The sequence below is a fragment of the Streptomyces sp. NPDC058864 genome (assembly GCF_042742985.1).
Classification (GTDB): domain Bacteria; phylum Actinomycetota; class Actinomycetes; order Streptomycetales; family Streptomycetaceae; genus Actinacidiphila.
The window spans coordinates 29,422-55,776 of sequence record NZ_JBHYMQ010000019.1 but is presented as its reverse complement, the minus strand read 5'-3'; the positions used below and the strand labels follow the sequence as shown (position 1 = coordinate 55,776).

The 26,355-nt window shown below is 72.9% G+C and carries 18 protein-coding genes; 7 read left to right on the top strand and 11 right to left on the bottom strand.

Going from position 1 to position 26,355, the window contains the following annotated elements; all coding sequences use genetic code 11:
* Positions 1-80 precede the first annotated feature (80 nt).
* Positions 81-1,358, bottom strand: a complete 1,278-nt coding sequence (locus ACFW3D_RS17315) for an AI-2E family transporter (RefSeq protein WP_500504976.1) — start codon at positions 1,356-1,358, stop codon at positions 81-83.
* Between the two features lie 21 nt (positions 1,359-1,379).
* On the bottom strand, positions 1,380-1,574 hold the full coding sequence (locus tag ACFW3D_RS17310; protein ID WP_500504975.1) for a DUF3046 domain-containing protein: 195 nt from the start codon (positions 1,572-1,574) through the stop codon (positions 1,380-1,382).
* A 349-nt stretch (positions 1,575-1,923) separates the two neighbouring features.
* Here ACFW3D_RS17310 and ACFW3D_RS17305 point away from each other — a divergent pair, with 349 nt between their 5' ends.
* The 3 genes from ACFW3D_RS17305 (at position 1,924) to ACFW3D_RS17295 (ending at position 6,317) form a co-directional block, all read left to right on the top strand.
* A complete protein-coding gene (locus ACFW3D_RS17305) occupies positions 1,924-2,505 on the top strand; it encodes a TMEM165/GDT1 family protein (protein ID WP_500504974.1) in 582 nt (193 codons plus the stop codon).
* A gap of 198 nt (positions 2,506-2,703) precedes the next feature.
* Positions 2,704-3,924 carry a PP2C family protein-serine/threonine phosphatase gene (locus tag ACFW3D_RS17300; protein ID WP_500504973.1) on the top strand — a complete coding sequence of 407 codons (1,221 nt, stop codon included), beginning with the start codon at positions 2,704-2,706 and terminating at the stop codon, positions 3,922-3,924.
* Positions 3,925-4,016: 92 nt separating this feature from the next.
* Positions 4,017-6,317, top strand: coding sequence for a SpoIIE family protein phosphatase (locus ACFW3D_RS17295; protein WP_500504972.1), 2,301 nt, complete (start codon positions 4,017-4,019; stop codon positions 6,315-6,317).
* On the opposite strand, the gene ACFW3D_RS17290 is transcribed toward ACFW3D_RS17295, so the two are convergent.
* The 4 genes from ACFW3D_RS17290 to ACFW3D_RS17275 form a co-directional block, all read right to left on the bottom strand.
* The gene (locus ACFW3D_RS17290; protein ID WP_500504971.1) at positions 6,318-6,929 is read right to left on the bottom strand and encodes an HdeD family acid-resistance protein; all 612 of its coding nucleotides are present in this window, start codon (positions 6,927-6,929) and stop codon (positions 6,318-6,320) included.
* Between the two features lie 59 nt (positions 6,930-6,988).
* Positions 6,989-7,408: an SHOCT domain-containing protein gene (locus ACFW3D_RS17285; protein ID WP_500504970.1), complete on the bottom strand. Its 420-nt coding sequence runs from the start codon at positions 7,406-7,408 to the stop codon at positions 6,989-6,991.
* Positions 7,409-7,502: 94 nt separating this feature from the next.
* The gene (locus ACFW3D_RS17280) at positions 7,503-9,992 is read right to left on the bottom strand and encodes an ATP-dependent Clp protease ATP-binding subunit (RefSeq protein ID WP_500504969.1); all 2,490 of its coding nucleotides are present in this window, start codon (positions 9,990-9,992) and stop codon (positions 7,503-7,505) included.
* Between the two features lie 145 nt (positions 9,993-10,137).
* Entirely contained in the window at positions 10,138-12,756 is a 2,619-nt protein-coding gene (locus tag ACFW3D_RS17275; protein ID WP_500504968.1) for a Pls/PosA family non-ribosomal peptide synthetase, read from the bottom strand.
* Between the two features lie 332 nt (positions 12,757-13,088).
* On the opposite strand from ACFW3D_RS17275, the gene ACFW3D_RS17270 reads away from it, so the two are divergent.
* The 4 genes from ACFW3D_RS17270 to ACFW3D_RS17255 all read left to right on the top strand — a co-directional run bounded on the left by ACFW3D_RS17270 (position 13,089) and on the right by ACFW3D_RS17255 (position 17,719).
* Positions 13,089-14,939 (top strand): Na+/H+ antiporter NhaA, encoded by a 1,851-nt coding sequence (locus ACFW3D_RS17270; protein ID WP_500504967.1) that lies wholly within the window; start codon positions 13,089-13,091, stop codon positions 14,937-14,939.
* A gap of 346 nt (positions 14,940-15,285) precedes the next feature.
* Entirely contained in the window at positions 15,286-15,477 is a 192-nt protein-coding gene (locus ACFW3D_RS17265; RefSeq protein WP_500504966.1) for a HEAT repeat domain-containing protein, read from the top strand.
* A gap of 479 nt (positions 15,478-15,956) precedes the next feature.
* Positions 15,957-16,619, top strand: coding sequence for a response regulator (locus tag ACFW3D_RS17260; protein ID WP_500504965.1), 663 nt, complete (start codon positions 15,957-15,959; stop codon positions 16,617-16,619).
* Positions 16,619-17,719 carry a sensor histidine kinase gene (locus ACFW3D_RS17255; protein WP_500504964.1) on the top strand — a complete coding sequence of 367 codons (1,101 nt, stop codon included), beginning with the start codon at positions 16,619-16,621 and terminating at the stop codon, positions 17,717-17,719. The genes ACFW3D_RS17260 and ACFW3D_RS17255 overlap by 1 nt, the downstream gene beginning before the upstream one ends.
* Here ACFW3D_RS17255 and ACFW3D_RS17250 read toward each other — a convergent pair.
* The 5 genes from ACFW3D_RS17250 to ACFW3D_RS17230 all read right to left on the bottom strand — a co-directional run bounded on the left by ACFW3D_RS17250 (position 17,680) and on the right by ACFW3D_RS17230 (position 26,264).
* Positions 17,680-20,463 carry a cation-translocating P-type ATPase gene (locus tag ACFW3D_RS17250; RefSeq protein WP_500504963.1) on the bottom strand — a complete coding sequence of 928 codons (2,784 nt, stop codon included), beginning with the start codon at positions 20,461-20,463 and terminating at the stop codon, positions 17,680-17,682. The two genes, ACFW3D_RS17255 and ACFW3D_RS17250, sit on opposite strands and share 40 nt — an antisense overlap.
* Before the next feature lie 51 nt (positions 20,464-20,514).
* Positions 20,515-21,474 (bottom strand): polyphosphate kinase 2 family protein, encoded by a 960-nt coding sequence (locus ACFW3D_RS17245; protein WP_500504962.1) that lies wholly within the window; start codon positions 21,472-21,474, stop codon positions 20,515-20,517.
* A gap of 60 nt (positions 21,475-21,534) precedes the next feature.
* Entirely contained in the window at positions 21,535-22,416 is an 882-nt protein-coding gene (locus ACFW3D_RS17240) for an ATP-binding protein (RefSeq protein ID WP_500504961.1), read from the bottom strand.
* 126 nt (positions 22,417-22,542) lie between these two features.
* Entirely contained in the window at positions 22,543-24,990 is a 2,448-nt protein-coding gene (locus ACFW3D_RS17235; RefSeq protein WP_500504960.1) for an ATP-binding SpoIIE family protein phosphatase, read from the bottom strand.
* 110 nt (positions 24,991-25,100) lie between these two features.
* Positions 25,101-26,264 (bottom strand): hypothetical protein, encoded by a 1,164-nt coding sequence (locus tag ACFW3D_RS17230; protein WP_500504959.1) that lies wholly within the window; start codon positions 26,262-26,264, stop codon positions 25,101-25,103.
* Positions 26,265-26,355 lie beyond the last annotated feature (91 nt).

Sequence of the window (26,355 nt, the reverse complement as noted above, 5' to 3'; positions counted from 1 at the left end):
CGTGAAAACCCTTGGGAAACCGGGCCCGGCACACCCATGAGAATGGATGTTCGATTTTCGTGTCAAGCGACCCGCGAACCTCAGGCGCCCCCGCCGTCGGCCCCGCCCCGGCCGTCCGCACCGCCCCCGTCGCTCCCGTCGCCCGTCCCGCCCCGTCCGTCCCGGCGCGGCCACCACCGGAACAGCGGCCGCCGCTGCGGCCCGTGCGCCCGTGGGTCCGTGACGGCGTACCGCTTCACGTACGCCCCCAGGAAGCCCTGCAGCGTCGCCGTCGCCGGGATCGCCACCAGCGCTCCCACCGCCCCCAGCAGCGCGGTGCCGGCGATCACCGATCCGAAGGCCACCGCGGGATGGATGTCCACGGTGCGCGCGGTGATCCGCGGCTGCAGCACGTAGTTCTCGAACTGCTGGTAGACCACGACGAAGCCGAGCACCCACACCGCGTCCCACGGATCCTGCGTGAACGCGATCAGCATCGGCAGCGCCCCCGCCAGGTACGTGCCGACCGTGGGCACGAACTGCGAGACCACGCCGACCCAGACCGCAAGCGCAGGCGCGTACGGCACCCCGATGACCACGAACAGCACGTAGTGGGCGACGGCCGAGATCAGTGCCATCAGCGCCCGCGAGTACAGGTAGCCGCCGGTCTTGGCCACCGCGATCTCCCAGGCCCGCAGCACCTCGGCCTGCCGGGCCGGCGGCAGCACCGAGCACACGGCGCGGCGCATCCGGGGTCCGTCGGCGGCGAAGTAGAAGGTGAACAGGCTGATCGTCAGCACCTGGAAGACCCCGCCGAGGACCGTCGCCGACAGCCCCCACACGTTGCCCGCCTGCCGCTGCACGTAGTTGCGCAGCCAGTCGGAGTGCAGCACGTTCTCCTGCAGCTTGCCGACGGACAGGTTGGTGCCGAAGGTCTGGTTGACCCACACGACCACGTCGTCGACGTACTCCGGCAGGTTGCGGCCGATCGAGGTGATCTGGTCCACCAGCAGGGAACCGAGCAGCACCACGAAGATCCCGCCCAGGGCGAGCACGACCAGGAAAACCAGCCCGGTCGCCCACCCCCTGCGCATGCCGCGCGCGGCCATCCAGTCCACCGCCGGCTCGATCGCCAGGGCACCGAAGAACGCCAGCAGGATGTTCACCAGCAATCCGATGACCTGGTGGAACGCCCAGTTGGCCAGCTGGAAGGCGGCCAGCAGCGCGACCGCCAGCACCATCGCCTTCGGCAGCCAGCGCGGCATCGCCGAACCCCCCGTACCCTCCCCCGCGCCCGTTCCCCGTCCCGGTTCCCCGGGATCCCCCGGCGACCGCGGTCCCGCGGTCGCCCCGGCTATCGTCTCGTCGCTTCCCGCCACGACCCCAGTCTCACCCCGTGCTCAGCGGCGCGAGGCCGGAACGTCGACGGCCGCGCACACCGCTCGCCACACGTCCTTGGTCTCCCAGCCCGCGTCCAGTGCCTGGTGCACGGTCCGGCCGCCGAGCTCGGACATCACGTGGTCGCGCGCGAAGGAGTCGGCGTACGTCTCGCCGAAGTGCACGCGCATCCGTTCCCAGAACACCGTCAGCTTCATGCGCCCAGTATCCCGCGCCGCCGGACGAACGGGCGGGCGTCGCACAGGGGCGCACACGTCCGCCTCCCGGGAAGGCCGGGGCGGCGGGGCCGATCCCCGCGTTGGGTACACTGGGGGCAGCGAAGGGGAGTAGTCCCGCAATACCGGCTGGTCGACACACTGGACGTCCGTGGACGTCCCGGCCACCGGGCCGCCGCACCGGGTGCGGGGGTGGACGAGACCTTCGGCCAAGGCAAGACGTGGTCCGCATCTGGTTGCGGGCCGCTCCGTCGTGCCGGGCCGTTGGCGCTTCCCGTCGCCCCCTGGGTGCCGTCGAGTCCGCGGTCCGGCCCCAGCAGAAAGCACCGGAATGACCTTCGACCCCCTGGCGCTCGTGACCGCCTTCGGGCTGATCTTCCTCGCCGAACTCCCGGACAAGACGATGTTCGCCTCGCTGGCGATGGGCACGCGCATGCGCCCGCTGTACGTCTGGTTCGGCACCTCGACCGCCTTCATCGTGCACGTGGCCATCGCGGTGGGCGCCGGCAGCCTGATCAGCCTGCTGCCGAACATGGCGGTCAAGCTGGTCTCCGCCGCCCTGTTCGCCTTCGGCGCCGTGGTGCTGCTGCGGGGCGGGGGCGACGACGACCACGACGAGGCCGGCAGGACCGTGACCGGGTTCTGGCCGGTGTACTCCACCGCGTTCACGGCCGTGTTCATCAGCGAGTGGGGCGACCTCACGCAGATCACCACCGCCAACCTCGCCGCCACCAACGGCTGGCTGCCGACCGCGATCGGCTCGGCCGCCGCCCTGATGTCGGTCTCCGCCCTCGCGCTGGTGGTGGGGCGGTTCATCGCCAAGAAGGTCCCGCTGCAGACCATCCAACGCGTCGGCGGCGCCTGCATGGCGGCCCTGGCCGTCTGGACCCTGGTCGAGGCGTTCACCGGCTGACGTTCGCGGGCTGCCGTTCTCCCGGGCCGGCGCCCACACCCCCCGAACCCGTTTCATCCGGTTTTTCCGATTGGCTCCATTAAGCACCGCGATGACCCGGGATGTTTGCGGGGCGTACATTCGGTGTATGCGACCGCCGGCGCTGGAGGACGACCTTCGTGCGGCGGCTCCCGGACCCGTCGGGGACCCGGAGCCGCGATGAAGGACAGCCTCACGCACCGCCTGCGGCGGCTGCCCGGACGGCGGGCGGCCCTGCCGGGCTCAGGGCCCGGCCCCTCCTGGGTGACGCAGCTGACCCAGGGCCACGGACCGCTGGCGCTGGCGCTCTTCATGATCATCTCCATCGTCGTCACCGGCTTCGTACTGCCGCCCACCGAGCACCTGGCCTCGCTGATGGTGGTGGTCCCCGCCACCACGGCCGTGCTGGCGGGGCCGGGGACGACGACCCTGAGCGCCGCCCTGTCCTGCGTCGCCGCCTTTGTGCTGGACGTCCACGACAACCTGCTGGGCACGTCCATCCCCGCCGTGCACCAGCTGGAGATCCTCCTCGTCTCGGCCTTCGTCATCGCCTCCCGCAGCATCCGTGACCGCAGCGTCAGGGAGCTGATGGAGGTGCGGATCGTGTCCGACACCATCCAGCGCGTCCTGCTGCGCCCCTTGCCCCCGCGCATCGGGCCGTTGCTCGTGCGGGCGGCGTACCACGCCTCCCATCCGTACGCGCAGATCGGCGGGGACCTGTACGCGGTGGCCAGGAGCGCGGCGGGGGTGCGCTTCCTGATCGGGGACGTCAAGGGCAAGGGGCTGCCTGCGGTCGAGGACGCGGAGGCCCTGCTCGGGGCGTTCCGGGGGGCAGCCCGCAGGTTCGGCTCGCTCCCGGAGCTGGTGGTCGACCTGGAGCACTCGATACGCGGCCACTTCGAGGAGACCGGCCGGACCGACAGCGACGCCGTGGAACGGTTCATCACCGCGCTGGTCCTGGAGGTCCCCGACGACTGCGCCGAGATCCACATGGTCAACTGCGGACACCCCCCGCCCTACATGGCGCAGGGGTCCGACACCTTGCTGCTGTCCCCGGCCGTGCCCTCTCCCCCGCTCGGCCTGGGCAGCCTGAGCGCCGAGGACTACGTCGTCGACACCTTCCCCTTCGGCCGTGAGGCGACGCTGCTGCTGTACACCGACGGCGCCATCGAGGCCCGCAACGACGACGGCCAGTTCTACGACCTGGGCGCGCACGTGGCCGCCTGGCCGGGCTCCCGTCCGGAGGAGCTGCTCCAGCACGTGCTCGACGGGCTCTCCCTGCACGTGGGCGGCGGCGCCATCAAGCTCGACGACGACATCGCCATGATCGCGGTTCAGTACGGCGACGGGTTCCCCTCGCCCTCCCCGGCCCCGTCCGACGAGCGGCTCCTCACCTCCTGACGCCGTCGCGGCGGCGGGCCGTTCCCCGGGGGAAAACGCCGGGGTGCGGGGGGTGGTGGGGTGGGGGAGGGTGAGGTGGGAGGTGTGTGCGGATGGCGGGTGGCGGTGACGTGCTCCTGCTCGTCGACGAGGGCGGGCGGGTGGAGGAGTGGCGGCCGAGGGCCGAGGAGCTGTTCGGCCTGCCCGCCGAAGCGGCGGTGGGACGGCCCGTCGCCGACCTCGTGCGCGAGCCCGGCTCCGTCCTGGGCCGGAGCGAGCTGCTGGTCACGCCGGTGCTGCGCGGAAGCTCCGTGCTGTGGGAGGTGCGCGCGGGCGGGGACACCCTCAGCGGACGGGACGCCGCCCTGCTGAAGGTGATGTTCTCGCAGGCCCCGGTGGGTCTGCACGTCCTCGACGACCAGTTGCGCCTGGTGCGGATGAACAGCGCGACCCGGGCGCTGCACGACGCGCCGCTGAGCCCCGGGCGGCCCTTCGCCGAGGTGTTCCGGCTGGACGACCCGGTGACCGAGGAGGAGGTCGCCCGGCGGGTGCTGGAGACCGGGAAACCGGTGCTGAACCGCCTGGTGCGCGGAGCGTCGGGCGACGGGCGGCCGCACCGGCGCATGTACCTCACCTCCGTCTTCCGTCTGGAGGGCCCGCACGGCGAGGTGCTGGGGCTGGTGGCCGCGGCCTCCGACGTCACCGAGCGGCAGACGAGCCGTCGGCGGATGGCCGTCCTGGACGCGGTGCGCGAGCGGGTGGGGCACCGGCTGGACGTGGTGGCGGTCTGCGAGGAGCTGGCGGAGGCGCTGGTCCCGGCGTTCGCCGGCATCGTGGTGGTGGAGGTCGTGGAGGACGTCGTGCGCGGCGAGGTGCCGCCGCTGGTCCCCGTCGACCGGGACCTGCCGCTGCGCAGGGCCGCCTACCGCGGCAAGGTGTCGGCGTACCCGGTGGGGGACGTCCGGCACCTGCCCTACGGCACCCCGTTCGCCCGCGTGCTGGCCGATCTGCAGCCACGGCTCGTCCCGGTGGACGAGGACAGCATGTGGCTGGCGGCGGACCCGGCCCGTGCCGACGCGATCCGCCGGCAGAACGTGCACTCCCTGATCGTGTCCCCGCTGGCGGTGCGCGGTGAGGCGCTGGGCCTGGTCAGTCTCTACCGGCACGACGACGAGGACCTCTTCGACGAGGACGACGTGAGGCTGGCGCTGGACGTGTGCACCCACGCGGCGCTGTGCATCGAGAACGCCCGGCGCTTCACCCGCGAGCGCACCATCGCCGCGACCGTGCAGCGCCGGCTGCTGCCGCAGCGGCCGTCCCCGCGGATCGCCCTGGAGACGTCCCACCTCCACCTGCCGGGCATGGAGGGCGGAGGGGCGTGGTTCGACGTGATCCCCCTGCCCGGGGCGCGCACCGCCCTGGTCGTGGGCGACGTCAAGGGGCGGGGCGTCGAGGCCGCCACCACCATGGGGCAGTTGCGGACGGTCATCCACTCCCTCGCCGCGCTCGACCTGCAGCCCGAGGAACTGCTGGCCCGGCTGAGCGACACGGCTACCCGGCTCGCCGAGGAGCGGGCGGCGCTGCCGGCCGGGGACCCCCTGCACCGCGAGCCGCTGACCGCGGAGTGCGTCATCGCCGTCTACGACCCGCTCGACCTCACCTGCACGATCGCCCTCGCAGGCCACCCGCAGCCGATCGCCGTCTTCCCCGACGGCGCGATCGAGTCGCTGCCCGTCTCCCCCGGGCCGCTGCTGGCGGCGACGGGCAACGCGCCGTTCTCCGCGACCACGGTCACGCTCCCCGAGCACACCACCCTGCTGTTCGGCACCTCTTCGCTGACGGAACTGCTCCACCCGCGCTCCGGGATGCTGCGCGACCTGCTGGAGCGGTACGGCCGGGACCGGCTGCAGGAGCTCAGCGACGCCTTCGCGTACGCCATCAGGAACGGCAGCCAGCCGGGGGACCTGCTGATGCTGCTCGCCCGTACCCGGGGGTTCCCCGGCGACCGGGTGCTGACCTGCCCGCTGCCGAGCGACGCCGAGGCGGCGCCCATCGCGCGGTCGATGGCGCGGCGCCGGCTGGCGCAGTGGGGCATCGACGAGGAGACGGCCTTCACCACGGAGCTGATCGTCAGCGAACTCGTCGGCAACGCGGTGCGGTACGGGGCCCCGCCCCTGCAACTGCGGCTGATCCTGGACGCCACACTGACCTGCGAGGTCGGCGACGCGGGCGCGAGCGCGCCGCACCTGAAGCACGCCCGCACCCTGGACGAGAGCGGGCGCGGCCTGTTCATCGTCTCCCGCTGCGCCGACCAGTGGGGCACCCGCTACCACGCCGAGGGCAAGACCATCTGGGCGGAGCAGACGCTGCAGCCCCCGGCCCCCACGCGGGCCGACGGCGACGCCGGACCCTGATCAACCGGGCGGACGCGCCGGCGCCGGCCGTTTCGCGAGGGAGCGCAGCGCAAGCGCCAGCGCCACTTCGGCCAGGCCCAGCAGGACGAGCCACAGCCCGACCAGCCGGGCCAGCGCGACCGCCGACTGCACGGGGAAGGCGAGCACGACGATCCCGGCGACGACCCCGAGCGCGGCCACGGCGAAGGCCATCCCCCGGTGCGGCATGTCCCGCCCCGCGACGGCGATGAACCCCACGAGCAGCCCGGACACCAGCCAGTACGCGCCGAGGACCAGGGAGAGCACGGCGGTTGTCTGCAGCGGGTGCCGCAGGCAGAGCACCCCGGCGAGCACGGCGAGCACCGCGACGATCACCGCCGTCACCCTGCTGCCGCCGTCACGGCGCGAGAACGCCGTGACGAAGCGGAAGACCCCCGCGACCAGCAGGTAGAGGCCGATGACGATCGCCAGCACGTGCAGCGTCTCGTCCGGCCAGACCAGCACGATCACCCCCGCGACGAGCGTCGCGAGCGCGAAGCCCAGGGACCAGCCCCAGGAGCCGCCCAGCTTGCCGAGCACCTCGTCGGGGTCGGCCGGCCCCTGCGTCGTGGTGTGTCCGTACGGTGCGTTCATGGTGTCTCCCGGCGCTGTGCGCGGCGGCGGGAGCCGCCGCGCGACGAGGACAGGACGGCTCAGTGCAGGACCTTCTCCTTGAAGCGCTGGAACTCCTCCTCCGTCAGGTCGCCCTTCGCCTTGAGCTCCGAGAGCTTGGCGAGCGCGTCGACCTCGCCCGCCGCCGTGCCGGCGCCGCCGGCGGTCTGCCGGACGTAGTCGTCGAACGCCTTCTGGCGGGTGCGCATCTGCTCCGCCTCGCGCTTGCCCATGCCCGAGCCGCGGAAGAGGAGGTACGCCAGGATGCCGATGAAGGGGAGGAGGAGCACGAAGAGCAGCCACGCCGCCTTGGCCCATCCGTTCATGGTGTCGTCGCGGAAGACGTCCATCACGACGCGGACGATGAGGAAGATCCAGATGACCCACAGGAAGATCCACATCATCGTCCAGAACGCGCCCAGGACCGGGTAGTCGTAGGCGAGGTACAGGTGACCGGTCATTTTCCGTCTCCTCCCGGCGCCCGCCCCGTACGGTTGCGGAGAGGGCGCGGGCCCGGGGCGGATGCCCGCCCGTGAGCTGCTTCGCGGACCGGGGTCAACCGTCCGATTGCGCCGGCTCGTTGGCCGCCTCCTTGGCCGGCCCCTGTGCTCCGCCCTCCGTGAGGCCGAGGGACAGCTGCCCGTCCTTGACGTCGGCGACGACCGTGTCCCCTGGGTTGAGGGTGCCGTCGAGGAGCATGTTGGAGAGCCTGTTGTCGAGTTCGGTCTGGATGGTGCGGCGCAACGGCCGTGCGCCGAACTCCGGTTGGTAGCCCCGGTCGGCGAGCCATTCCTTGGCGGCCTGGGTGACCTCGAGGCCGACCTGCTGGGCGTGGAGCCTGCGGCGGCTGCGCTCCAGCAGGAGGTCGACGATCTGCACGAGGTCCGCCCGGGTCAGCGCGTGGAAGACGATGATCTCGTCGATGCGGTTGAGGAACTCGGGCCGGAAGTGCGCGTGGAGCTCGGCCATCAGGTCGTCCCTGATGTCGTCGATGGCCCCTTCATGGTCGAGGATGTGCTTGGAGGCGATGTTGCTGGTCATGATGACCACGGTGTTGCGGAAGTCCACGGTGCGGCCCTGGGCGTCGGTCAGGCGCCCGTCGTCCAGCACCTGCAGCAGCAGGTTGAAGACGTCCGGATGGGCCTTCTCGACCTCGTCGAACAGCACGACGCTGTACGGCTTGCGGCGCACCGCCTCGGTGAGCTGTCCGGCTTCGTCGTAGCCGACGTAGCCGGGCGGGGAGCCGACGAGCCGGGAAACGGTGTGCTTCTCCTGGAACTCGCTCATGTCGAAGCGGATCATGCGCTCGGGGTCGCCGAAGAGCAGCTCGGCGAGCGCCTTGGCGAGTTCCGTCTTGCCGACGCCGGTCGGTCCGAGGAAGAGGAAGCTGCCGGTGGGCCGGTCGGGGTCGCCCATGCCCGCGCGGCCGCGGCGCACGGCCTGGGCGACGGCGTCGACCGCCTCGTCCTGGCCGATCACCCGCTTGTGGAGGGCCTCCTCCAGCTTCATCAGCCGCTCGCGCTCGGTCTCGGTCAGCTGGGAGACGGGGATGCCGGTGCGCGCGGAGAGCACTTCGGCGATGTCCTCGGCGGTGACGTCGGGGGGCTGCTCCCGCTGCGCGGCGACCGCGGAGAGTTCGTTCTCCAGCTCCCGGATGCGCTCCTTGAGGCCGCCGGCGCGCTCGAAGTCCTCGGTGCTGACGGCCTCGTCCTTCTCGCGGCGGAGCTTGGTGAGGCGTTCCTCCAGCTCGTCGGAGGGGCCCGGGCCGCCCAGCGAGCGCAGGCCCACGCGGGCGCCTGCCTGGTCCATGAGGTCGATCGCCTTGTCGGGCAGGAAGCGGTCGCTGATGTAGCGGTCGGACAGGGCGGCCGCGGCGTCCAGCGCCTCGTCGGTGTAGCGCACCTGGTGGTGCGCCTCGTAGGAGTCGCGGAGGCCGCGCAGGATCTCGACCGTCTCGTCGACGGAGGGCTCGGGCACCATCACCGGCTGGAAGCGCCGCTCGAGGGCCGCGTCCTTCTCGATGTACTTGCGGTACTCGTCGATGGTCGTGGCCCCGACCACGCTCAGGTCGCCGCGGGCCAGGGCGGGTTTGAGGATGTTCCCCGCGTCCATGGCCCCCTCGCCGCCCGCCCCGGCGCCGACGACGGTGTGGAGTTCGTCGATGAACAGGACGACGCTGCTCTTCGCCGCGGTGACCTCGTCGATCACCTTCTTCAGGCGTTCCTCGAACTCCCCGCGGTACTTGGAGCCGGCCACGAGTCCGGCCAGGTCCAGGCCGACCACCCGGCGGTCCCGCAGGGCCTTGGGCACCTCCCCGGCCACGATCCGCTGCGCGAGGCCCTCGACGATGGCGGTCTTGCCGACGCCGGGGTCGCCGATGAGCACGGGGTTGTTCTTCGTCCGCCGGGACAGCACCTCGACGGTCTGCTCGATCTCCTCGCCGCGGCCGATCACCGGGTCCAGCCGTCCGCCGCGCGCCTCCTCGGTCAGGTCCCGGCCGTACTCGTCCAGGGTCGGGGTGTCGGTCGGCGCGGACCGTGTGCCGCCGCCCTTGCCGGCCAGGGCCGTGGGATCGGCGCCCTCGGAGCGCATCTCCAGGCCGGAGCGCGGGTCGTCGGCGAGCGCGGCGAGTATGTGCTCCGGACCGATGTAGGAGGCGCCGGATGCCTGGGAGCGGGCGTGGGCGGCGAGCAGGGCGCGTTTCGCGGCCGGGGTCAGCGCGGGCTCCCCGGCGCCGGTGCCCGAGGGCAGGACGGCGCTCACGTCCTCGGCCAGCCGGTCGGGGTCCACGCCCGCCTGTTCCAGCAGCTGCCTGCCCGCGGGAACGCGGGTGGCCGCCCACAGCAGGTGCTCGGTGTCGAGGTCGGCGCCGTCCGCGGCCGCCCGGCTCGCGGCGGCCGCCAGCAGTTCGTTCGAGGAGTCGCTGAGCAGTCGCCCGATGGGGACGCGCTGGACGGCGGGCGGCGATGCCGCCGGGCTCATCCCGAAGAAGCGGTTGAAGAGGTCCGAGAACGGGTCGCCGGACCCGAAGGGGGAAGTCGTCACCTTGCCCACCCGTCCGGCGGGCCCACAACGGCTGAGTGGCGCCCGCCGTAGTCGATTTGCCCGTACTCCACCAGTGTTGGCCCGATCGGACGCGCGTGCCACCGCAGTGCCCGGACGGTCACGGAGCGCGGCCCGGCGCCGCCGCTCAGCGGGTCCGGGCGGGGGCCGCGGTGTCGCGGTGCGCAGGGGGCACCGGCGGCTCGTCCGGCATCTCGCGGGCGGGGTTGCCGGCCCAGTGGGCGCCCTGGGGCATCTCCTCGCCCTTCATCAGGAAGGAGTCGGGCGCGAGGACCGTCCCGTCGCCCATCGTCACGCCGTAGTGGACGAGGGCGCCGACACCGAGGGTGCACCCGGCCCCGAGGGCGCTGTGGTCCGACTTGAAGGTGCCGTCCTCCTGGGAGTGGCACTGGATCCGGCTTCCCTCGTTGAGGACGCACCCGTCCCCGATGCTCACCAGGGAGCGCTCCGGGAAGTAGCAGCCGTCGTCGAAGACCCGCCGGCCCACCCGGACGCCCAGCCAGCGCCAGATGAGGCCCTTGAAGGGCGTGCCGTTGAAGACCATGATCGCCTCGCTGACGCTGGTGACCTTCCAGTACCGCTCGTGCCGCCAGAAGGGGCGTTCGTAGATCGAGCAGTACAGCGGCCGCAGCCCCCGGAAGCCGGTGGCGACGCGTTCGGAGAGCACCATGTCGACGACGGTGAAGGCGAGCGTGAGAACGTTGGCGAGGGCGATCACCGACAGCCCGAGCGCGTCGTACAGGTCCGCGGCCACCGACACCACGAGTGCCACCCAGAAGAAGAAGACCCAGCGCGCGAGCAGGTGCAGCGCCATGGTGGAGACGTTGTGCTTGTTCTTGGCCGCCAGGCGGCGCCGGAAGGTCTCGCCGTCCTTGAGGTGGTCGAACTTGCTGTCGCGCAGGACGGACCGGGGGATCTCGAAGCTGGGCGAACCCAGCAGGCCGACGCCCTCCCTGACCTTCCCGTCCACCGGGACCATGACCTTGGTCGCCAGCAGGCAGTTGTCGCCGGTCCTGCCCTGCGAGGGGTAGGCGACGTAGTTGCCGACGAAGTTGTGCGGCCCGATGGTGACCCGCGAGACGCAGAAGGACGAGCTGGAGAAGTCGGCGTTGATGATCGACAGCCCGTCGGCCACCATCGTCCCCCGGCCGACGGCGCTGAGGAACGGGTTGTCCTGCTTCATGATCGTGCCGAAGTTCGACCCGGTCTGCTCCACGCGCGAGAGCCGGTAGCCCAGGCCGCCGAGGTAGTGGACGATGGCCGAGCTGTCGCCGAACAGGGTCTTGAAGAAGCGCCGGTTGGTCAGGAAGCCGATGGTCCGGTGCATGCCGTACCGGAAGCCGAACAGCGGGTAGACCGTGTCCGGCCGGACGGCGAGGTTCAGCACGCGCGGGACCGTCACCGTGAACAGCAGACCGAGCACCACCGCGCCGAAGAACAGGGCGATCGAGGTGACCAGTGCGTCGGCGTAGAACCCCCAGGTCGTCAGCGCCGTGGGGCCCGGCTCCAGGAGCGAGGCGAACTGCGGCACGGCGGCGAACAGCAGCACCGAGCCGGCGACCGCCAGCGGCACGTAGACCAGGACCGCTCCGAGCAGTTGCGAGAGGGAGTAGCCCGCCCTGCGCGCGGCGCCGCAGCGGGCCGGGCCGACGGCCCGGTAGTCGACGTCGGCGGGCTGGGCGGGGGACCCGTGCCAGTGCTCGCCGTCCGGCACGCGCTGGCCGGAGTGGAGCGAGGAGGCGTGCCCGAGCTGTGTCCCGTCGCCCATGACCGTGTCGATGTCGATCACCGTCACCTCGCCGACCAGGACATTCCTGCCGAGCGTGACGGGCCCGGTGCGGATCACGCCGGACTCGGCGCGGTAGCAGGAGAAGAACACGTCCTTGCGGATCACCGTGTCGTCGCCGATGGTGAGCAGGTCGGTGCAGACCGGCACACGCCGCGACAGGACGGTGACCCGGCGCCCGATCTTCGCGCCGAGCGCCCGCAGGTAGAGCGTGTACAGCGGCGATCCGTGGAAGAACACCAGCGGATCCGACCGGATGAGCGTCTTGACGCACCAGAAGCGCAGGTAGTCCAGGCTCCAGAGGCGGATCTGCCGGGGCCGCCACCGGCCGACGAGCACCCACTTGGCCACGATGGGGAGCACGCACACCGCGGCGAAGGCCACGCCGCCGAAGGCGATCGCCCGCAGGTAGGTGTCTACCAGGCCCGCGGCCCCGGAGATCCAGTCCACGCCCTTGGTGAGGACGAGGGCGGCGCCGAAGGAGTACGCCACGAAGAAGGCGAGCTGAAGCACCGCGCAGAGCACGTAGTGGGGGGCGCCGGACGGTGGTCCCGCCACCGACCGCGGCACCGTGGCACGCGAAGGCCCGGCGCCGTCCGCCGACGGGGCCCGTACGGGACCTGAAGCGGAGACAGGGGCGGCCGGAGCGGCGGTCGGGGCCTCGTCGAGTGCGGCCGCCAGGCTGCGGACGGTGGGATGGCGGTAGATCTCCTTCATCGACACCGACGGCGCGTCCGGCCGTTTCCTCAGCCGTGCGCAGAAGTGCGCCATCACCAGCGAGTCGGCGCCCAGGTCGTCGAAGAAGTGGCTGTCGACGCGGACCTGCTCGGCGTGGACGACGCCGGCCAGGGTCTCCGCGAGGATCCTTTCCGTGCCGGTCCCCGGACCGGCACGATCACTGCCGGTCGCCGCGTCCTCGTCCTGATCGCGCCGACGGACGTCGGCCGGTTTGTCCACCATGTGATCCCCTGAGGGTCTACGACCATCCGCACCCAGCGGCCCGCTGCCACGAGGTCGTGGGCGCCTGTCCGGCCGTGCGGGAAGAAGTCGTCTCCTTGCAGTCTCGAACGTCAGGCGCCGGGGCGCCAACCGCCGGGCCCGCGACGGCCGGAGCGGTCACCGTGCGTAGGGTGTCCGGGCTCCGCGCGGGCGCCTCGCCAAACGCCGTGCGAACCACCCGGCCGCCCCTCGGGGCCGCGCGACAGGCCACCGTCGCGGGCTCGTGCCACGATGTGCGGGTGGGCGCGTTCTCGTCACTGCACGCAACGGGGCAGACTCCGCGCCGCCCCGGCGTGACCACTCCGCGCCTGCGTTTCCTGCGCACCGAGACCGCGAGCGCCGGTTTCCTGCTGGCGGCCACCGTCATCGCCCTGGCCTGGGCGAACCTGGCGCCGGAGAACTACGAGTCGGTGTGGCACACCCACCTGTCGCTCACCCTGGGCTCGCAGGGGGTGTCGCTCGACCTGCGCGAGTGGATCAACAGCGGCCTGATGACGCTCTTCTTCTTCATCGTCGGCCTGGAGGCCCGCCGGGAGTTCGACCTCGGCGAGTTCCGCGAACGGACCCGGATCACCCTGCCGACGACGGCCGGACTGGCCGGGATGCTCGTACCGCTCGGCCTCTACCTCGCCTTCACCCACGGCACCCCCGACGCACGCGGCTGGGGCACGGTCATCTCCACCGACACGGCGTTCGCCCTGGGCCTGTACGCCCTGCTGGGCCGCAGACTCCCGGCGGCCACCCGGGCGTTCATCCTGACCGCGTCCGTCATCGACGACTTCATCGCGCTCGCCGTCATCGCGTTCGCCTACACCAGCGGCATCTCCTGGCCGGAACTGCTCGTCGCCATCGGCCTCTTCGCCGTCGGCCTCGTGGCGTCCAACTCCATCGTGCGGGCCTGCGGCGAGTTCCGCGGCGCCGCCTTCGCGCTGACCGGCGTGGCCGTGTGGTTCGCGCTGCTCGGCTCCGGGGTGGACCCCGTCGTCACCGGGCTGGCGCTCGGCCTCATGGCCTGCGACCACCCGGCGCGCGGCGCCGACCTGCGCCGGGCCAGCACGCTCTACCTGCGTTTCAGGGAGCAGCCCACACCCGCGCTGGAGCGCGACGCCCGGCGGGGCCTGGCGCTGTCGGTGTCGCTCAACTCGCGGCTGCAGGAGCTGTTCCGCCCCTGGACCAGCTATCTGATCGTCCCCGCCTTCGCCCTGGCGAACGCCGGCATCACCCTTGACGCACGGCAGTTGACGGCCGCGTTCGCCTCGCCCGTCACCCTCGGCATCGTCGTCGCCTACGTGGTGGGCAAGCCGCTCGGCATCGTGGGCGCCTCGGCGCTGACCACACGGCTCAGCCGCGGGCGGCTGCGTCCGCCGGTCGGCTGGGGGGCGGTGACCGCCGGCGGCACCATCTCCGGCATCGGCTTCACCATCGCCCTGCTCATCGCGGACCGCGCCTTCCAGGGCGGGCGGCTCGCCGAGGCGAAGGTCGGCATCCTCACCGCGGTGGTCCTCTCCTTCCTGCTCACCTGGTGCGTGACGCTCGTCCTGTCCCGGCTGCCCCGGACGGTGCGCCGGCGGGCGCTGCTGGGCAAGGCGCAGCAACTGGAGGACCTGGCCGTCCCGGTGGACCCGGAGCGGGACCACATCCGCGGCCCGCACGACGCCCTGGTCACCGTCGTCGAGTACGGCGACTTCGAGTGCCCCTACTGCGGTGAGGCGGAGCCCGTCATCCGCGACCTGCTCGCCGACTTCGGCGACGTCCGGTACGTGTGGCGTCATCTGCCGCTCGCCGACGTGCACCCCCACGCCGTCCAGACCGCCCGCGCCGCGGAGGCCGCGGCCGAGCAGGACCGCTTCTGGGAGATGCACGACCAGATCTTCGCCCACCCCCAGGCGCTCGACATCCGCGGACTGGAGCGGCTGGCCACGGCGATCGGGCTCGACATGGAGCGCTTCCGGCACGACCTCGAGACCCGCTCCGTCGCGGTCCGGGTCGCCGAGGACGCCGAGTCCGCCGACCTGAGCAACGTGTCGGGCACGCCGACCTTCTTCATCAACGGCCGCCGCCACTACCGCGCGTACGACATCGAAACCCTGTCGGCGGCGGTCCGCGTCGCCCTGGAACGTGCCAAGGCGGCCCTCCACCACTGACGCCCCCGAGCGCTGTCGTACCGGGCCCGGAGGCTCCGGGTAGGCGGCACGAACGGGGAGGGCCGGCCCACGGACGACACGGTGGTCGCCGATCCGCAGACGCCCGCGACCGAGCTCGCCGCCCGTGACGCGGACCTCACCCCGTCGCTGGAGGCCCACCTCGCGGCCGCGGTGGAAGCGCGGAACCGGTACGCGCGCCGTTCTCGCCGGGATCCTCGTGCGGACGGCGGGCCGCACCTCACGTCCGACGTCGAACGGCCAGCGCTGACCGCCTCGGACCCGGACGCGGGGGTCCGCGGGGCGCGGTGGAACGCTCGGCGCCCATTGCGCGACCGACCCGCGAGCCGTGGACGCCCTGGTCGGGCTGCTCTCCGACGTCTCGCCGCGGGTACGGGTTCCGGCGCTGAGCAGCCTCGGCTTCGCGCGGCGCCCGGAGACCCTGCCGGCGATCCGGCGGCTCGCGGACGACCCCGACGAGACCGTCCGCCGCTGGGTGACCATCGCGCTCGCCCGTTTCCCGGCCGGCGGCATCAGTTAATGAAACGGGTCGTGCTCGGCAAGGGTGCCGGCCCGGCCCTGCCGTGGGCCGCCGCACGGGAGCGGGTACGGCACCCGGGGCAGGGCCGGCGGGGCCACCCGAGCGACGAAGGCCAGTCGCGCGCACCCCGCGGTCGTCGCAGCGGGAGCGGCAGGGAGCGGCCGGGGGACATCTCCGCCGTCCAGCCCACCGGCCCCCGCCGGGAAGGCCGGGTCCCGCGTGGGAGGCGTACATGCCGAGCACGGCCGGTCAGCGGACGAGGTCAAGCCCACCAGGCGCCCCCGCCCCGTCGCGGGCGCCGTGTCCGCGCGCCGCTGCCCGCGGCGCACCCGGTGTTACGTTGGTCGTGGCTCCGACGTCGAGCAACGCCTCCCGATCCCCGCTCCCCCGTCACCTGGCCGGACGCGGCCCGGCTCCCCGCCGGACCGCCCGCGGCGTGGTAGGAATCGGACAGGGGTCCGGTGGTGAGTGGAGCACGCGTGATCCGGGTATTGGTGGTCGACGACGAGGCCCTGATCCGTACGGGCTTCCAGCGCATCCTCGACGCGGCGGACGACATCGAGGTCGTGGCTGCGGTGCCCGGCGGGCAGGCGATCCGCACCGCGCAGGAGTCCCAGCCCGACGTCGTTCTGCTGGACATCCGGATGCCCGACGTGGACGGCCTGACCGTCCTGGCCGGACTCCGGCGCCTGCCGCAGCCTCCGGTGGTGGCGATGCTGACGACCTTCGACATGGACGAGTACGTGGCCACGGCGCTCCGCTCGGGCGCGGCCGGTTTCCTGCTGAAGGACACCGACCCCGAGGAACTGCCGTTCCTGGTGCGGACGCTCGCCGACGGCGGCGCCGTGCTGTCGTCCAAGGTCACCCGGACGGTCGTGGACGGGTATCTGGGCGCGGGCCCGCAGGAGTCGGCGACCCGCGGCGTGGCCCGGCTGACGGAGCGCGAGCGCACCGTGCTGCTGCTGGTCGCCGAGGGACTGTCGAACGCGGACATCGCCGGGCGGATGCACCTGGGGACCGGCACGGTGAAGGACCATGTGAGCGCCATCCTGACCAAGCTGCAGGTGGGCAGCCGGGTGCAGGCCGCACTGCTCGCGGAGCGCGCGGGGCTGCTCAAGCGGTCGCAGGACGGTGAGGACTGATGAGGTTCCGGCGCCCGTCGCCCGTGGTGGTGGACCTGGTCGTCGTCGCGGTCGCGCTGTTCGACATCTGGGTCAATGTCGACCCCGAGGAGCCGGTGCGCCTGGGCTGCGCCCTCGGTGGCGCGGTCGCCCTGATGCTGCGGCGGCGCCTGCCGCTGATCACCTTCGTGCTGGCGCTGCCCGCCGTGCTGGTCTCGGACGCGGCCTTCGCCACGCTGGCCGCGCTCTACACCCTCGCCTCGTTCACCCGGCGCAGGTGGCTGCTGGCGGGGTGCGCGCTGGCCTTCACGATCGCGGACATGGCGCCGTGGCCCGCGCCGAAGTTCGACCTGTCCGAGCCCTCGACCCTGATCACCCTGAGCTACACGGCGGCGACGGCCGCCGCCCCGGTCTTCCTGGGCCAGCTCGTGCAGGCCCGGCGGGACCTGTCGCTGCGGCTCACCGAGATCTCCGAGGCCCGCGACCACGAGCGGCTGCTCACGGCGCAGACCGTGCTGGCCAAGGAACGCGCCCAGCTCGCCCGGGAGATGCACGACGTGGTCTCCCACCAGGTCAGCCTGATCGCCGTACGGGCCGGGGCGCTCCAGGTCGGCACGCAGGACGCCGAGGTCAAGGAGGCCGCGGCGACGATCCGGCGGCTGAGCGTGCAGACCCTGGACGAGCTGCGGCACATGGTCAGCGTGCTGCGGGCCGCCGGCGGCCGGCCCACGGAGCTGACCCCGCAGCCCTCCCTCGCCGACCTGGAACGGCTGGTGAGCGGCAGCGGCATCGAGGCCGAGCTGCAGCCGGAGCTGCCGGACGGGCTGCCGCCGACGGTGCAGCGCGCGGTCTACCGCACCGTCCAGGAGGCGCTGACCAACGTCCGCAAGCACGCCCCCGGTGCCTCCGCGCGGGTCCGGATCCACCACCAGGGCGGCACGGTCCGGGTCACGGTCACCAACACCGCCCCCACCCGGCCCGCGCTCCCGCTGCCCAGCGCCCACTACGGCCTCGTCGGCCTGCGGCAGCGCGCGGCGCTGCTCGGCGGCACCGTCACCTCGGGCCCGACGGCCGACGGCGGCTACGAACTCAGGCTGGAACTGCCCGCCGCGGGCACCTGAAGCGGCGTCGCCCGGCTCCGGGCCGCCGCCCGTGACCGGCGTGCCAGGAGCTTGCCGAGCTCCCACAGGAGCAGCAGGACGACGGCGGACAGCAGGGCCCAGCCGAACTGCCGCAGGTTGATCTCGGTGGTGCCCAGGATGCGCCGGAAGCCGTCCATCTGGGTCACCAGGACGGCGAGGACGAACTCCGCCAGCGCCGCCCAGTTCATCTGCTTGCTGTCGAAGGTGGAGGTCGTGAGGACGGACGCGGTCTCGCTGCGGCATTCGAAGGCGGCCACGATCAGGCAGAGCGCGAACGCGGTGAAGGCCATGGAGTTGCCCACGGCGGCGCTGTGGAAGCGGCTCTCCCCCAGCTTGATGAGGGCCAGCAGGATGACGGTGATCGCCAGCCCGCTCAGCCCCACGGTGATCAGCACCGGCCTGGTCAGCACGGACTGCCCGCGGGGCCTGGGCGTGCGGCGCATCAGGCCGGGGCTCTCCTGGTCGAAGCCGAGGGCGAAACCGAAGGGCGCGTTGACGACGAAGTGCACCCACAGCACCTGGGCCGGGGTGAAGGGTTCACCGGCGGCGATGTTGAACAGGGTCGCGCCGAGGAAGGTCAGGACGAAGGTGACCAGCAGCAGGAGGACGAAGCGGATGTACTTGGTGAGGTTGTCGTAGAGCTTCCGGCCCTCCTCCACGGCGTGGATGATCGTGGCGAAGTTGTCGTCGGAGAGGATCATGCGGCCGGCGTTCTTGGCGACGTCGGTGCCGCTGCCCATGGCGATGCCGATGTCCGCGGCCTTGATGGCGGGGGCGTCGTTGACGCCGTCGCCGGTCATCGCCACCACCTCGCCCTTCTTCTTCAGGGTGTCGGCGAGCAGCACCTTGTGCTCGGGCGCGACCCGTCCGACCACGCCGATGCCGTCGATCCGGGCGAGCCGTTCCTCCTCCGGCAGCGCGGCGAAGTCGGCCCCGAGCATCGCCTCGCCGGGGATGCCGAGCTGCCGGGCGATGGCGGCGCCGGTGGTGACGTCGTCCCCGGTGACCATGCGGACCCTGATGTGGGCGGCCTGCGCGTCCGCCACCGCGTCCCGGGACTCGTCGCGGGGCGGGTCGATCATGCCGACGAGGCTGGTCATCCGCAGGCCCGTGACGAGGGAGAGCAGGTCACCGGCGGGGTCGAATTCGGCGGGGTCCAGGTCGCGGGTGGCGGCTGCCATGACGCGGCGTCCCTCGCCGCCCATCCGTTCGGTGGCCCCCTGGGCGCGCCCGCTGAGGTCGTCGTCCCAGGGGACGGTCGTGCCGGCGGCGAGGGCGGTCGCGGCCCGCGCCATGACGGCCGGTGCCGCGCCCTTGACGAAGCACCGCACGACCGGCCGGCCCGAGGCGTCGGTGGCCGCGTTGAAGGTGGCCATCAGCTTGTAGTCGGGGTCGAAGGGCAGGGTGGCCAGCCGTGGCATCCGTTCCCGGGTGGCCTCGATGTCCAGCCCGGCCTTGTGGCCGAGGACGAGCAGCGCTCCCTCGGTGGGGTCGCCCACCACCTTGCCGTCCACCAGCTTCGCGTCGCTGGCCACCACGTACGGCAGGATCGCGTCCTCGATGCCCGCGGAGGAGCCCGCCGCGTGGTGGATCCTGCCCTCCAGGCCGTAGCCGGTGCCGGAGACGGTGTAGCGGTCGGTGGGGCTGACCACCTCGACGGCGGTCATCTGGTTCATCGTCAGGGTGCCGGTCTTGTCGGAGTTGATGGCGGAGGTGAATCCGAGGGTCTCGACCGAGGGCAGTTCCTTCACGATCGCGTTGCGCCGGGCGAGGCTGAGGCTGCCGACCGAGAGGATCACCTGGGTCACCGTGGGCAGCGCCTCGGGGATGGCGGCGATGGCCAGGGAGACCGCGCTGACGAACAGGGCGTCCCACTCCTGGCCGCGGGCGCGCCCGAGGGCGAACATGACGATCATCGTCAGGCCCGCGGCCGCGGCGATCCACAGGGTGAGGTCGTCCAGCTCCTTGGTCAGCGGCGACTGCTCCTTGGCGGTGGCCGACAGCATCCCGGAGATCTTGCCCAGCTCCGTGCCGGCGCCCGTGCCGGTGACGATCATGACACCGCTCCCGTGCGTGACGGGCGTGTTCATGAAGGCCATGTTGGTCTGGTCGCCGGGCCCGACGGGGGCGGCGCCGGCGGGCAGGGTGCCGGCGTCCTTGGCGGCAGGGACGCTCTCGCCGGTCAGCGCCGACTCGTCGATCTGCAGGGCGTTGGCCCGGACGATCCGCCCGTCGGCAGGGACCTGGTCGCCCGCGGCCAGGAGCACGACGTCGCCCGCCACGACGCCCTCGGCCGGGACCTCCGACTCGGTGCCGTCACGCCGCACCCGGGCGGTCGCCTTCATCATCGACTTGAGGGCGTTCATCGCGCTCTCGGCCTTGCCCTCCTGGCGCAGCCCCACGACCGCGTTGAGCAGGGTGAGCAGGACCAGGAGGATGCCGGTGCTCCACTGGGCGATCAGGAAGGAGACGACGGCCGCGGCGACCAGGATGATCTGCATGTAGCTGCGGTACTGGTCGAGGAAGCGCCGCCAGGTCGGCGGCGGCTTTTCCTCGGGCAGCGCGTTCGGGCCGTGCGCGGCCAGCAGTTCGGTCACCCGGGCCGCCGGCAGGCCGGCGTCCGGGTCGACCTCGAACGCCATCGCGACGTCCTGCGGGGACCGGGCGTACCAGCCTTCCCGGGACGCGGGCCGCTCCCCCTCCGGGGTGGGCTGCACCGTCATCGTCGTGCCTCCGATCCGTTCGCCGCGTCCGGGCGTCCGGCGGGCCCCGGATCAGGGGCGCCGCGCGTCCTTCGTCCGCCGCCGGGCCGCGTACGGGTCGGCCGCCGCCCCTGCGGGGGCCTCGGCCTCCAACTCCCGCCGGGCGGTGAGCAGGTCGCGCCGGGCGTGCTCACCGAGCGTCGGGTACCGGGGGTCGATCTCCATCAGCGTGTGGGCGAGCACCGCCGCGGCGCAGATCCGCGCGAACCACTTCCGGTCCGCGGGGACGACGTACCAGGGGGCGTGCTTGGTACTGGTGGCCGACAGCATCTCGGAGAACGCCTTCTGGTACTCGTCCCAGTGACGGCGCTCCCGCACGTCGGCGGCGGAGAACTTCCAGTTCTTCTCCGGGAGGTCGATCCGCTTCAGGAAACGGGTTCGCTGCTCCTCCTTGGAGAGGTTGAGGAAGACCTTCACGACCTTGAAGCCGTTGTCGGTCAGGTAGCGCTCCCAGTTGTTGATCTCCCGGTAGCGGCGCTCCCAGATGCCCGCGCCCTTGGGGTGCTCCGGCAACTTCTGCCGCTGGAGGACCTCGTGGTGCACCCGCACGACGAGGACCTCCTCGTAGTGGGAACGGTTGAAGATCGCGATCTCGCCCCGCGAGGGCAGCCGCTGCGCGTAGCGCCACAGGTAGTCGTGGTCGAGCTCCTCCGCGGACGGCACCTTGAAGCTGCTGACCCGCACCCCCTGCGGGTTGACCCCGCTCATGACGTGGCGGATGGTGCCGTCCTTGCCCCCGGCGTCGAGTGCCTGGAGACAGAGCAGCACCCCGTAGGTGTCCTGGGCGGCCAGCCGCGCCTGGTACTCGGCCAGCAGCGACACGCCCGTGCTGAGCAGTCCAGCGCCGTCCCGCTTCTCCAGGCTGCCCTTGTACCGGGGGTCGAAGTCCCTCGCCAGGTCCACGGTGGACCCCGGCTCCACACGGAGCGGCTCGATGAACTTCGCTATGCGCCTGGCCCGGGTGTCCGCCATCGCCGTCCGGCCTTTCTACGAGCGGGATACCCGCCACGTTCCGCCGCCCCGGACGGTGCGTCAAACGGACCGGGTCCGTTCGCCTGAACGGGCGTCGCCGCGCCGGCCGGCCGGTCGGTCCGCGGGCGAGGACAGCGCCTGTTCGGTCCAGATGGTCTTGCCGTCCTCCGCGTACCGCGTGCCCCACGTGTCGGCGAGCTGGGCGATGATGAACAGCCCTCGGCCGCCCTCGTCCACGGTGCGCGCGTGCAGCAGGTGCGGCGAGGCGGGACTGGTGTCACGGACCTCGCAGGTCAGCATGCGGTCGTTGATGAGGCGCAGCCGCATCGGGGGGCTGCCGTAGCGGATGGCGTTGGTGACCAGCTCACTGACGATCAGCTCGGTGTTGAAGGCCGTGTCCTCGTCCGTCCCCCACACCGCGAGCCGGTCGCGGACGAGGGTCCGCGCGGTGGCGACCGCCGTGAGGTCGCCCCCGAGCGGCCAGGCGGCGACGCGGTCCGGCGGGGGAAGCGGCGGGTGCGGGCCAGCAGGAGCATGGGCACACCCCGGTCGACGCCGGCGGGAAGCGTGTACACGATCTCGTCGCAGAGCTCCTGGAGCGGACGGCCCCGGCCCGGCGGGACGCCTCCCAGAGTGCTCCGCGCCGTCCCCGGAGAGCGGACGCGTCCGCACGATGTCCTCGATCAGGGGCACTCCGGTGTCGAGCACCCGGCGCACGCGTTCCTCCACGTCGTCGGGCGAGACGACGGGATAGGCGTCGCGGAAGTACCGCCCGAGGAGGTCCTCCGGCCGTACTCCGCGCATGGCGGGGGTACCCATGTTGACCCGGACCACGCGCAGGTCCGGGTCGAGTACGTGCAGTCCGACCGGCGACTGGGTGAACAGGGCGCGCAGGATCGCCGCCGCCTCACCCATGGGAGCGGGCGGGCCGCCGTGCGCCATTGGAACCACCTCCGTCGGCGCACGCGCGGTGGGGCACCGGACGGACGCCGCCTACGGTCGTCCTCCCAGGTTCAGTGGCGGCACCCGGACCGGCGACCCGGGCGGCCCGGACGCCTGACGCGGGCCTCAGGGCTCCGACAGCGACTGCTCCGCCCAGATCGTCTTCCCGCCCACGGTGTAGCGGCTGCCCCAGCGGCTGGAGAGCTGGGCGACGAGGAACAGCCCGCGGCCGCCCTCGTCGGACAGCCGGGCGCGGCGCAGCCGCGGCTGGGTCTGGCTCGGATCGGACACCTCGCACACCAGGGTGTCGTCGCGGATCAGGCGCAGCCCGACCGGGGCGCCGCCATAGCGGATGGCGTTGGTGACCAGCTCGCTGGTGATGAGCTCGGTGGTGAACGCCAGGTGCTTGAGGTCCCACCGCTGCAGCTGGCTCTCCACCGCGGTCCTGGCCCGCGCCACGACGGCGGGGTCGGCGGGGAACTCCCAGGTGGCGACGGATCCGGGCGGCAGCGAGCGCATACGGGCCACCAGCAGCGTGACGTCGTCTCCGGGCGGCTCGACGAGGAGTTCCTCGAGGATCGCGCGCCCGGTCCGGGTCGGGGTCCGCCTCCCGCCGGGGTCCGCGGCCAGCACCGAGCACAGCCGTCCCAGCCGCTCCTGCGCGGAGCCGTCGGGGTGGGAGATGAGCGCTTCGTTGAAGAACGCGAGCACGCTGCCCGGGGGTACCGCGAAGCCGACCGGCTCGAAGGGCATGCTGTCCACGCCCAGCGCCGGGCCGGGCTTGAGGGCGATCACCTCCGCGGGGGCGCCCGGCGCCGCGTACACCGGCGGGGGATGCCCGGCGCTCGCCATCTCGCAGCGGCCCTCGACGGGGTCGTAGACGCAGTACAGACAGGTGGCGCCGACCGCGCTGCCGCGGACGCCGCCGTCCTCCTCCTCGCCGTGCGGCGGGGCGACGTCGCCGAGCCTGACGACGAGGTCGTCCATGTGGGCCAGGAGCTCACCGGGCGGCAGGTCGAGGTCGGCCAGGGTCTGCACCGCGGTGCGGAGCCTGCCCATGGTGGCCGCCGCGTTCAGGCCGTGGCCGGTGACGTCCCCGCTGACCAGTGCCAGCCGGCTGGAGGACAGCGGGATCACGTCGAACCAGGCGCCGCCGACCGCCTCGGTGGTGCCCGCCGGCACGTAACTGCCCGCGGTCAGCACCCCGCTGGTCTCGGTGATCGACGGCGGCAGCAGGCTGCGCTGCAGCGCCTCGACGGTGCGGTGCTCGCGCGTGTAGCGGCGGGCGTTGTCGAGGCCCAGGGAGGCCCGGGAGGCGAGCTCCTCGGCGAGGCCGGCGTCGCCGAGGCCGTACGGCGGGAGGGCGGCGGTGCGCCACATCACCAGGACGCCGAGCACCAGGCCACGGGCGATCAACGGCACGCTCAGGAAGGACTCGGCCGCGTCGGGCAGCAGCAGTCTGCTGCGCTCCAGGTCCCCGGCCAGGCCCTCGCGCCAGGAGGTCAGGTCCGCCCTGAAGACGGCGGTGCCGCGGCGCAGGTGGTCGCTCTCCAGGCTGCGCAGGCGGAAGCCGGCGCCCCGGGGGTGGATCTCGGGAGGCCACGAGCCGTCGGTGGAGGCCACCGCGATCCTGCGGAAGGGAGCGCCGAGCCGGAACTCGCCGGGCTCCTGGCCGATCAGCACGGTGTGGGTCAGGTCCACCGCGGCCAGGTCGGCGAAGCGGTGGGAGACGAGGACGTCCACGAGTTCCTGGGCGACCCTGGCGACGTCCAGGCTGCGGCCGATGCGCTCCGCCGCGGCGTGCATCAACTCCATGCGCTGACGGGCGGCGTACTCCTGGGTGACGTCGGTGAAGATGACGGCGACTCCGACGGGGCGGTCGTGCGCGCCGTGCAGCCGGAAGGCGGAGAAGGACGCCAGCCGCTTCACGTCGGGCGCCTCCCGGCGCCGGGCGCTGTGCACCCAGTCGACCAGCGGCTCCCCGGTCTCGGCGACGCGCCTGAGCTGCTCCCGGAGCGCCTTCGCGTCCTTGGGGAGCAGCACGTCCTCCAGGCCCCAGTGCATCGGATCGACCTCAAGGTCCTCCAGCGCCGTGGACAGCTCCAGGGTGCCGGGGAAGACGTTGAGGCGGGTGGTCTGCAGTGCCAGGTCGTGGATCGCGAGGCCCACGTGCCGCTGCTGGAAGAGGGCTCTGAGCAAGGCCTCGTCCTCCTTGCGGCGTTCGGCCACCGCCCTGGGCGTGGCGGTCACGACCAGACCCCCGGCCGGACCGCCGCCCGCGGCCATCCGCTGCATCCGCAGCCGCACCGGGACCGCGGTGCCGTCGCTGTGGCGCAGCTCTGTGTCGCATTCGGTGTCGGGGACGCCGGCCGCGGGAAGGAGGCGTGCCCAGGCCTCGGGCGCCGTGAGGAGTTCGGTGACCGGCCGTCCGCACACCTCCGCCGGAGACCGCCCGATCAGCTCGTGCACCGACCCGGTGCACATGAGGACGCCGCCGTGCGCGTCGACGACGAACAGGGCGCCGCTGCCGTCATGCGGCGAGCCGAGGTTGTCCAGGTCGGTGTGTGTAGTCACCCGGTCGTCCGATGTCGTCGGTCCCTCTCCCATTCAAACCCCCGGGAGCCCGCGCGCGCATCGTCACCGGGCCCGCCCGGGCGGTGCCGCCGCCCGCCGCCCGCTGCCTCTCAGGAAGCAGGGCGGCCGGTGATGCCGATCCGGCCGAACGCGGCCCCGGCACCCCGCAGGGAGACCTCGCCGGGCGCCAGGCGGTCCACGCCCGGGACCCCGCCGTCCGGGGCGCCGGACAGCAGCCCGGCCAGCTCGGCGGTGGTGACGGGCGCTCCGGGCGGCGTGGCGGGGGCGGTGACCGTCCAGGCGGCGGGCGCGCCGAAGACCGACTCCTCCACACCGCGCAGCCATCGCGCCAGGGCACGGCGCGACGAGGACGCGGCCCGCTCGTGCACGACCACGTCCAGCAGCGGCCGGGCCCACCGCGCGAGCCGTTCCGGTGGCCCGGAGGCCGTCACCTCGGGGCCGAAGGGCCGGCCGACCATGAGCAGCGGCGTCCCGTGCTCGATCTTGCGCACCTGGGCGCGGAGATCGCCGTACGGCAGCACGGCGCGGGCGGCACGGCCGGTGAGCGCGGACAGCTCCGGCCGCTGCCCCCAGGCGGCGTCCAGTCCGCCGAGCCACCGGGCCAGTTCGCCGGCGGTCGTGACGGGTGTGCGTTCCAGGACCGCCGGGTGCACGAGGAGCCCGGACTCGTGAGCGAGGGTGTCCGGCTGCGTGGCGACCAGCAGGCGGTCGTCCGCGGGGCGGAGTCCGGAGCCGGCCGGGCGCCCGTCGTGCGCCTCCAGCCCGATCAGGAGGTCGCCGGCGCGGTGGTACAGGGTGGCGGCGAGTGGTTCTCGCAGTGGATCGGCCGACGCCTCCCGGTGCGGGACCGGTACCGGGAGCAGCGGCGACAACTGGTGCAGCCAGGCGGCGAGCGCGGCCGGATCGGCGACCGGTGCGGCCGGGCGCACACTGCCGGCGCGCCCGGCCGGCGGCACGACACGCAGGGCGTCCGCGCCGGTGCGGTCCTCGACGCGGAACTCGACTGAGGTCTCGCCCTGCCGGGCGCCGCGGTGCGTGGTGGCGCGCAGCGCGTCGACGCCCGCGCCGGTGAGGAACCGGGCGAGTGAAACGGTGTCACCGGCCCGGTGGATGACGCTCCCGTAGTCGGGGAAGACCGGACCGCTCCACACCTCGTACTCGCCCGCCGATTCCCCGAGCAGCCACCGGCGCACGCCGTCCAGCCAGTCGGCCAGCTCCACGGAACCGGCCCGCCACAGCAGTGGGTCGTCCACCGCGCCCCCTCCCCCAATGTTTTCCGGCACATTAAGTCCGGCGTGCACCGGGGCCGTCAACTCCCGGCGGCCCGTGACCCGTACCGGGGGG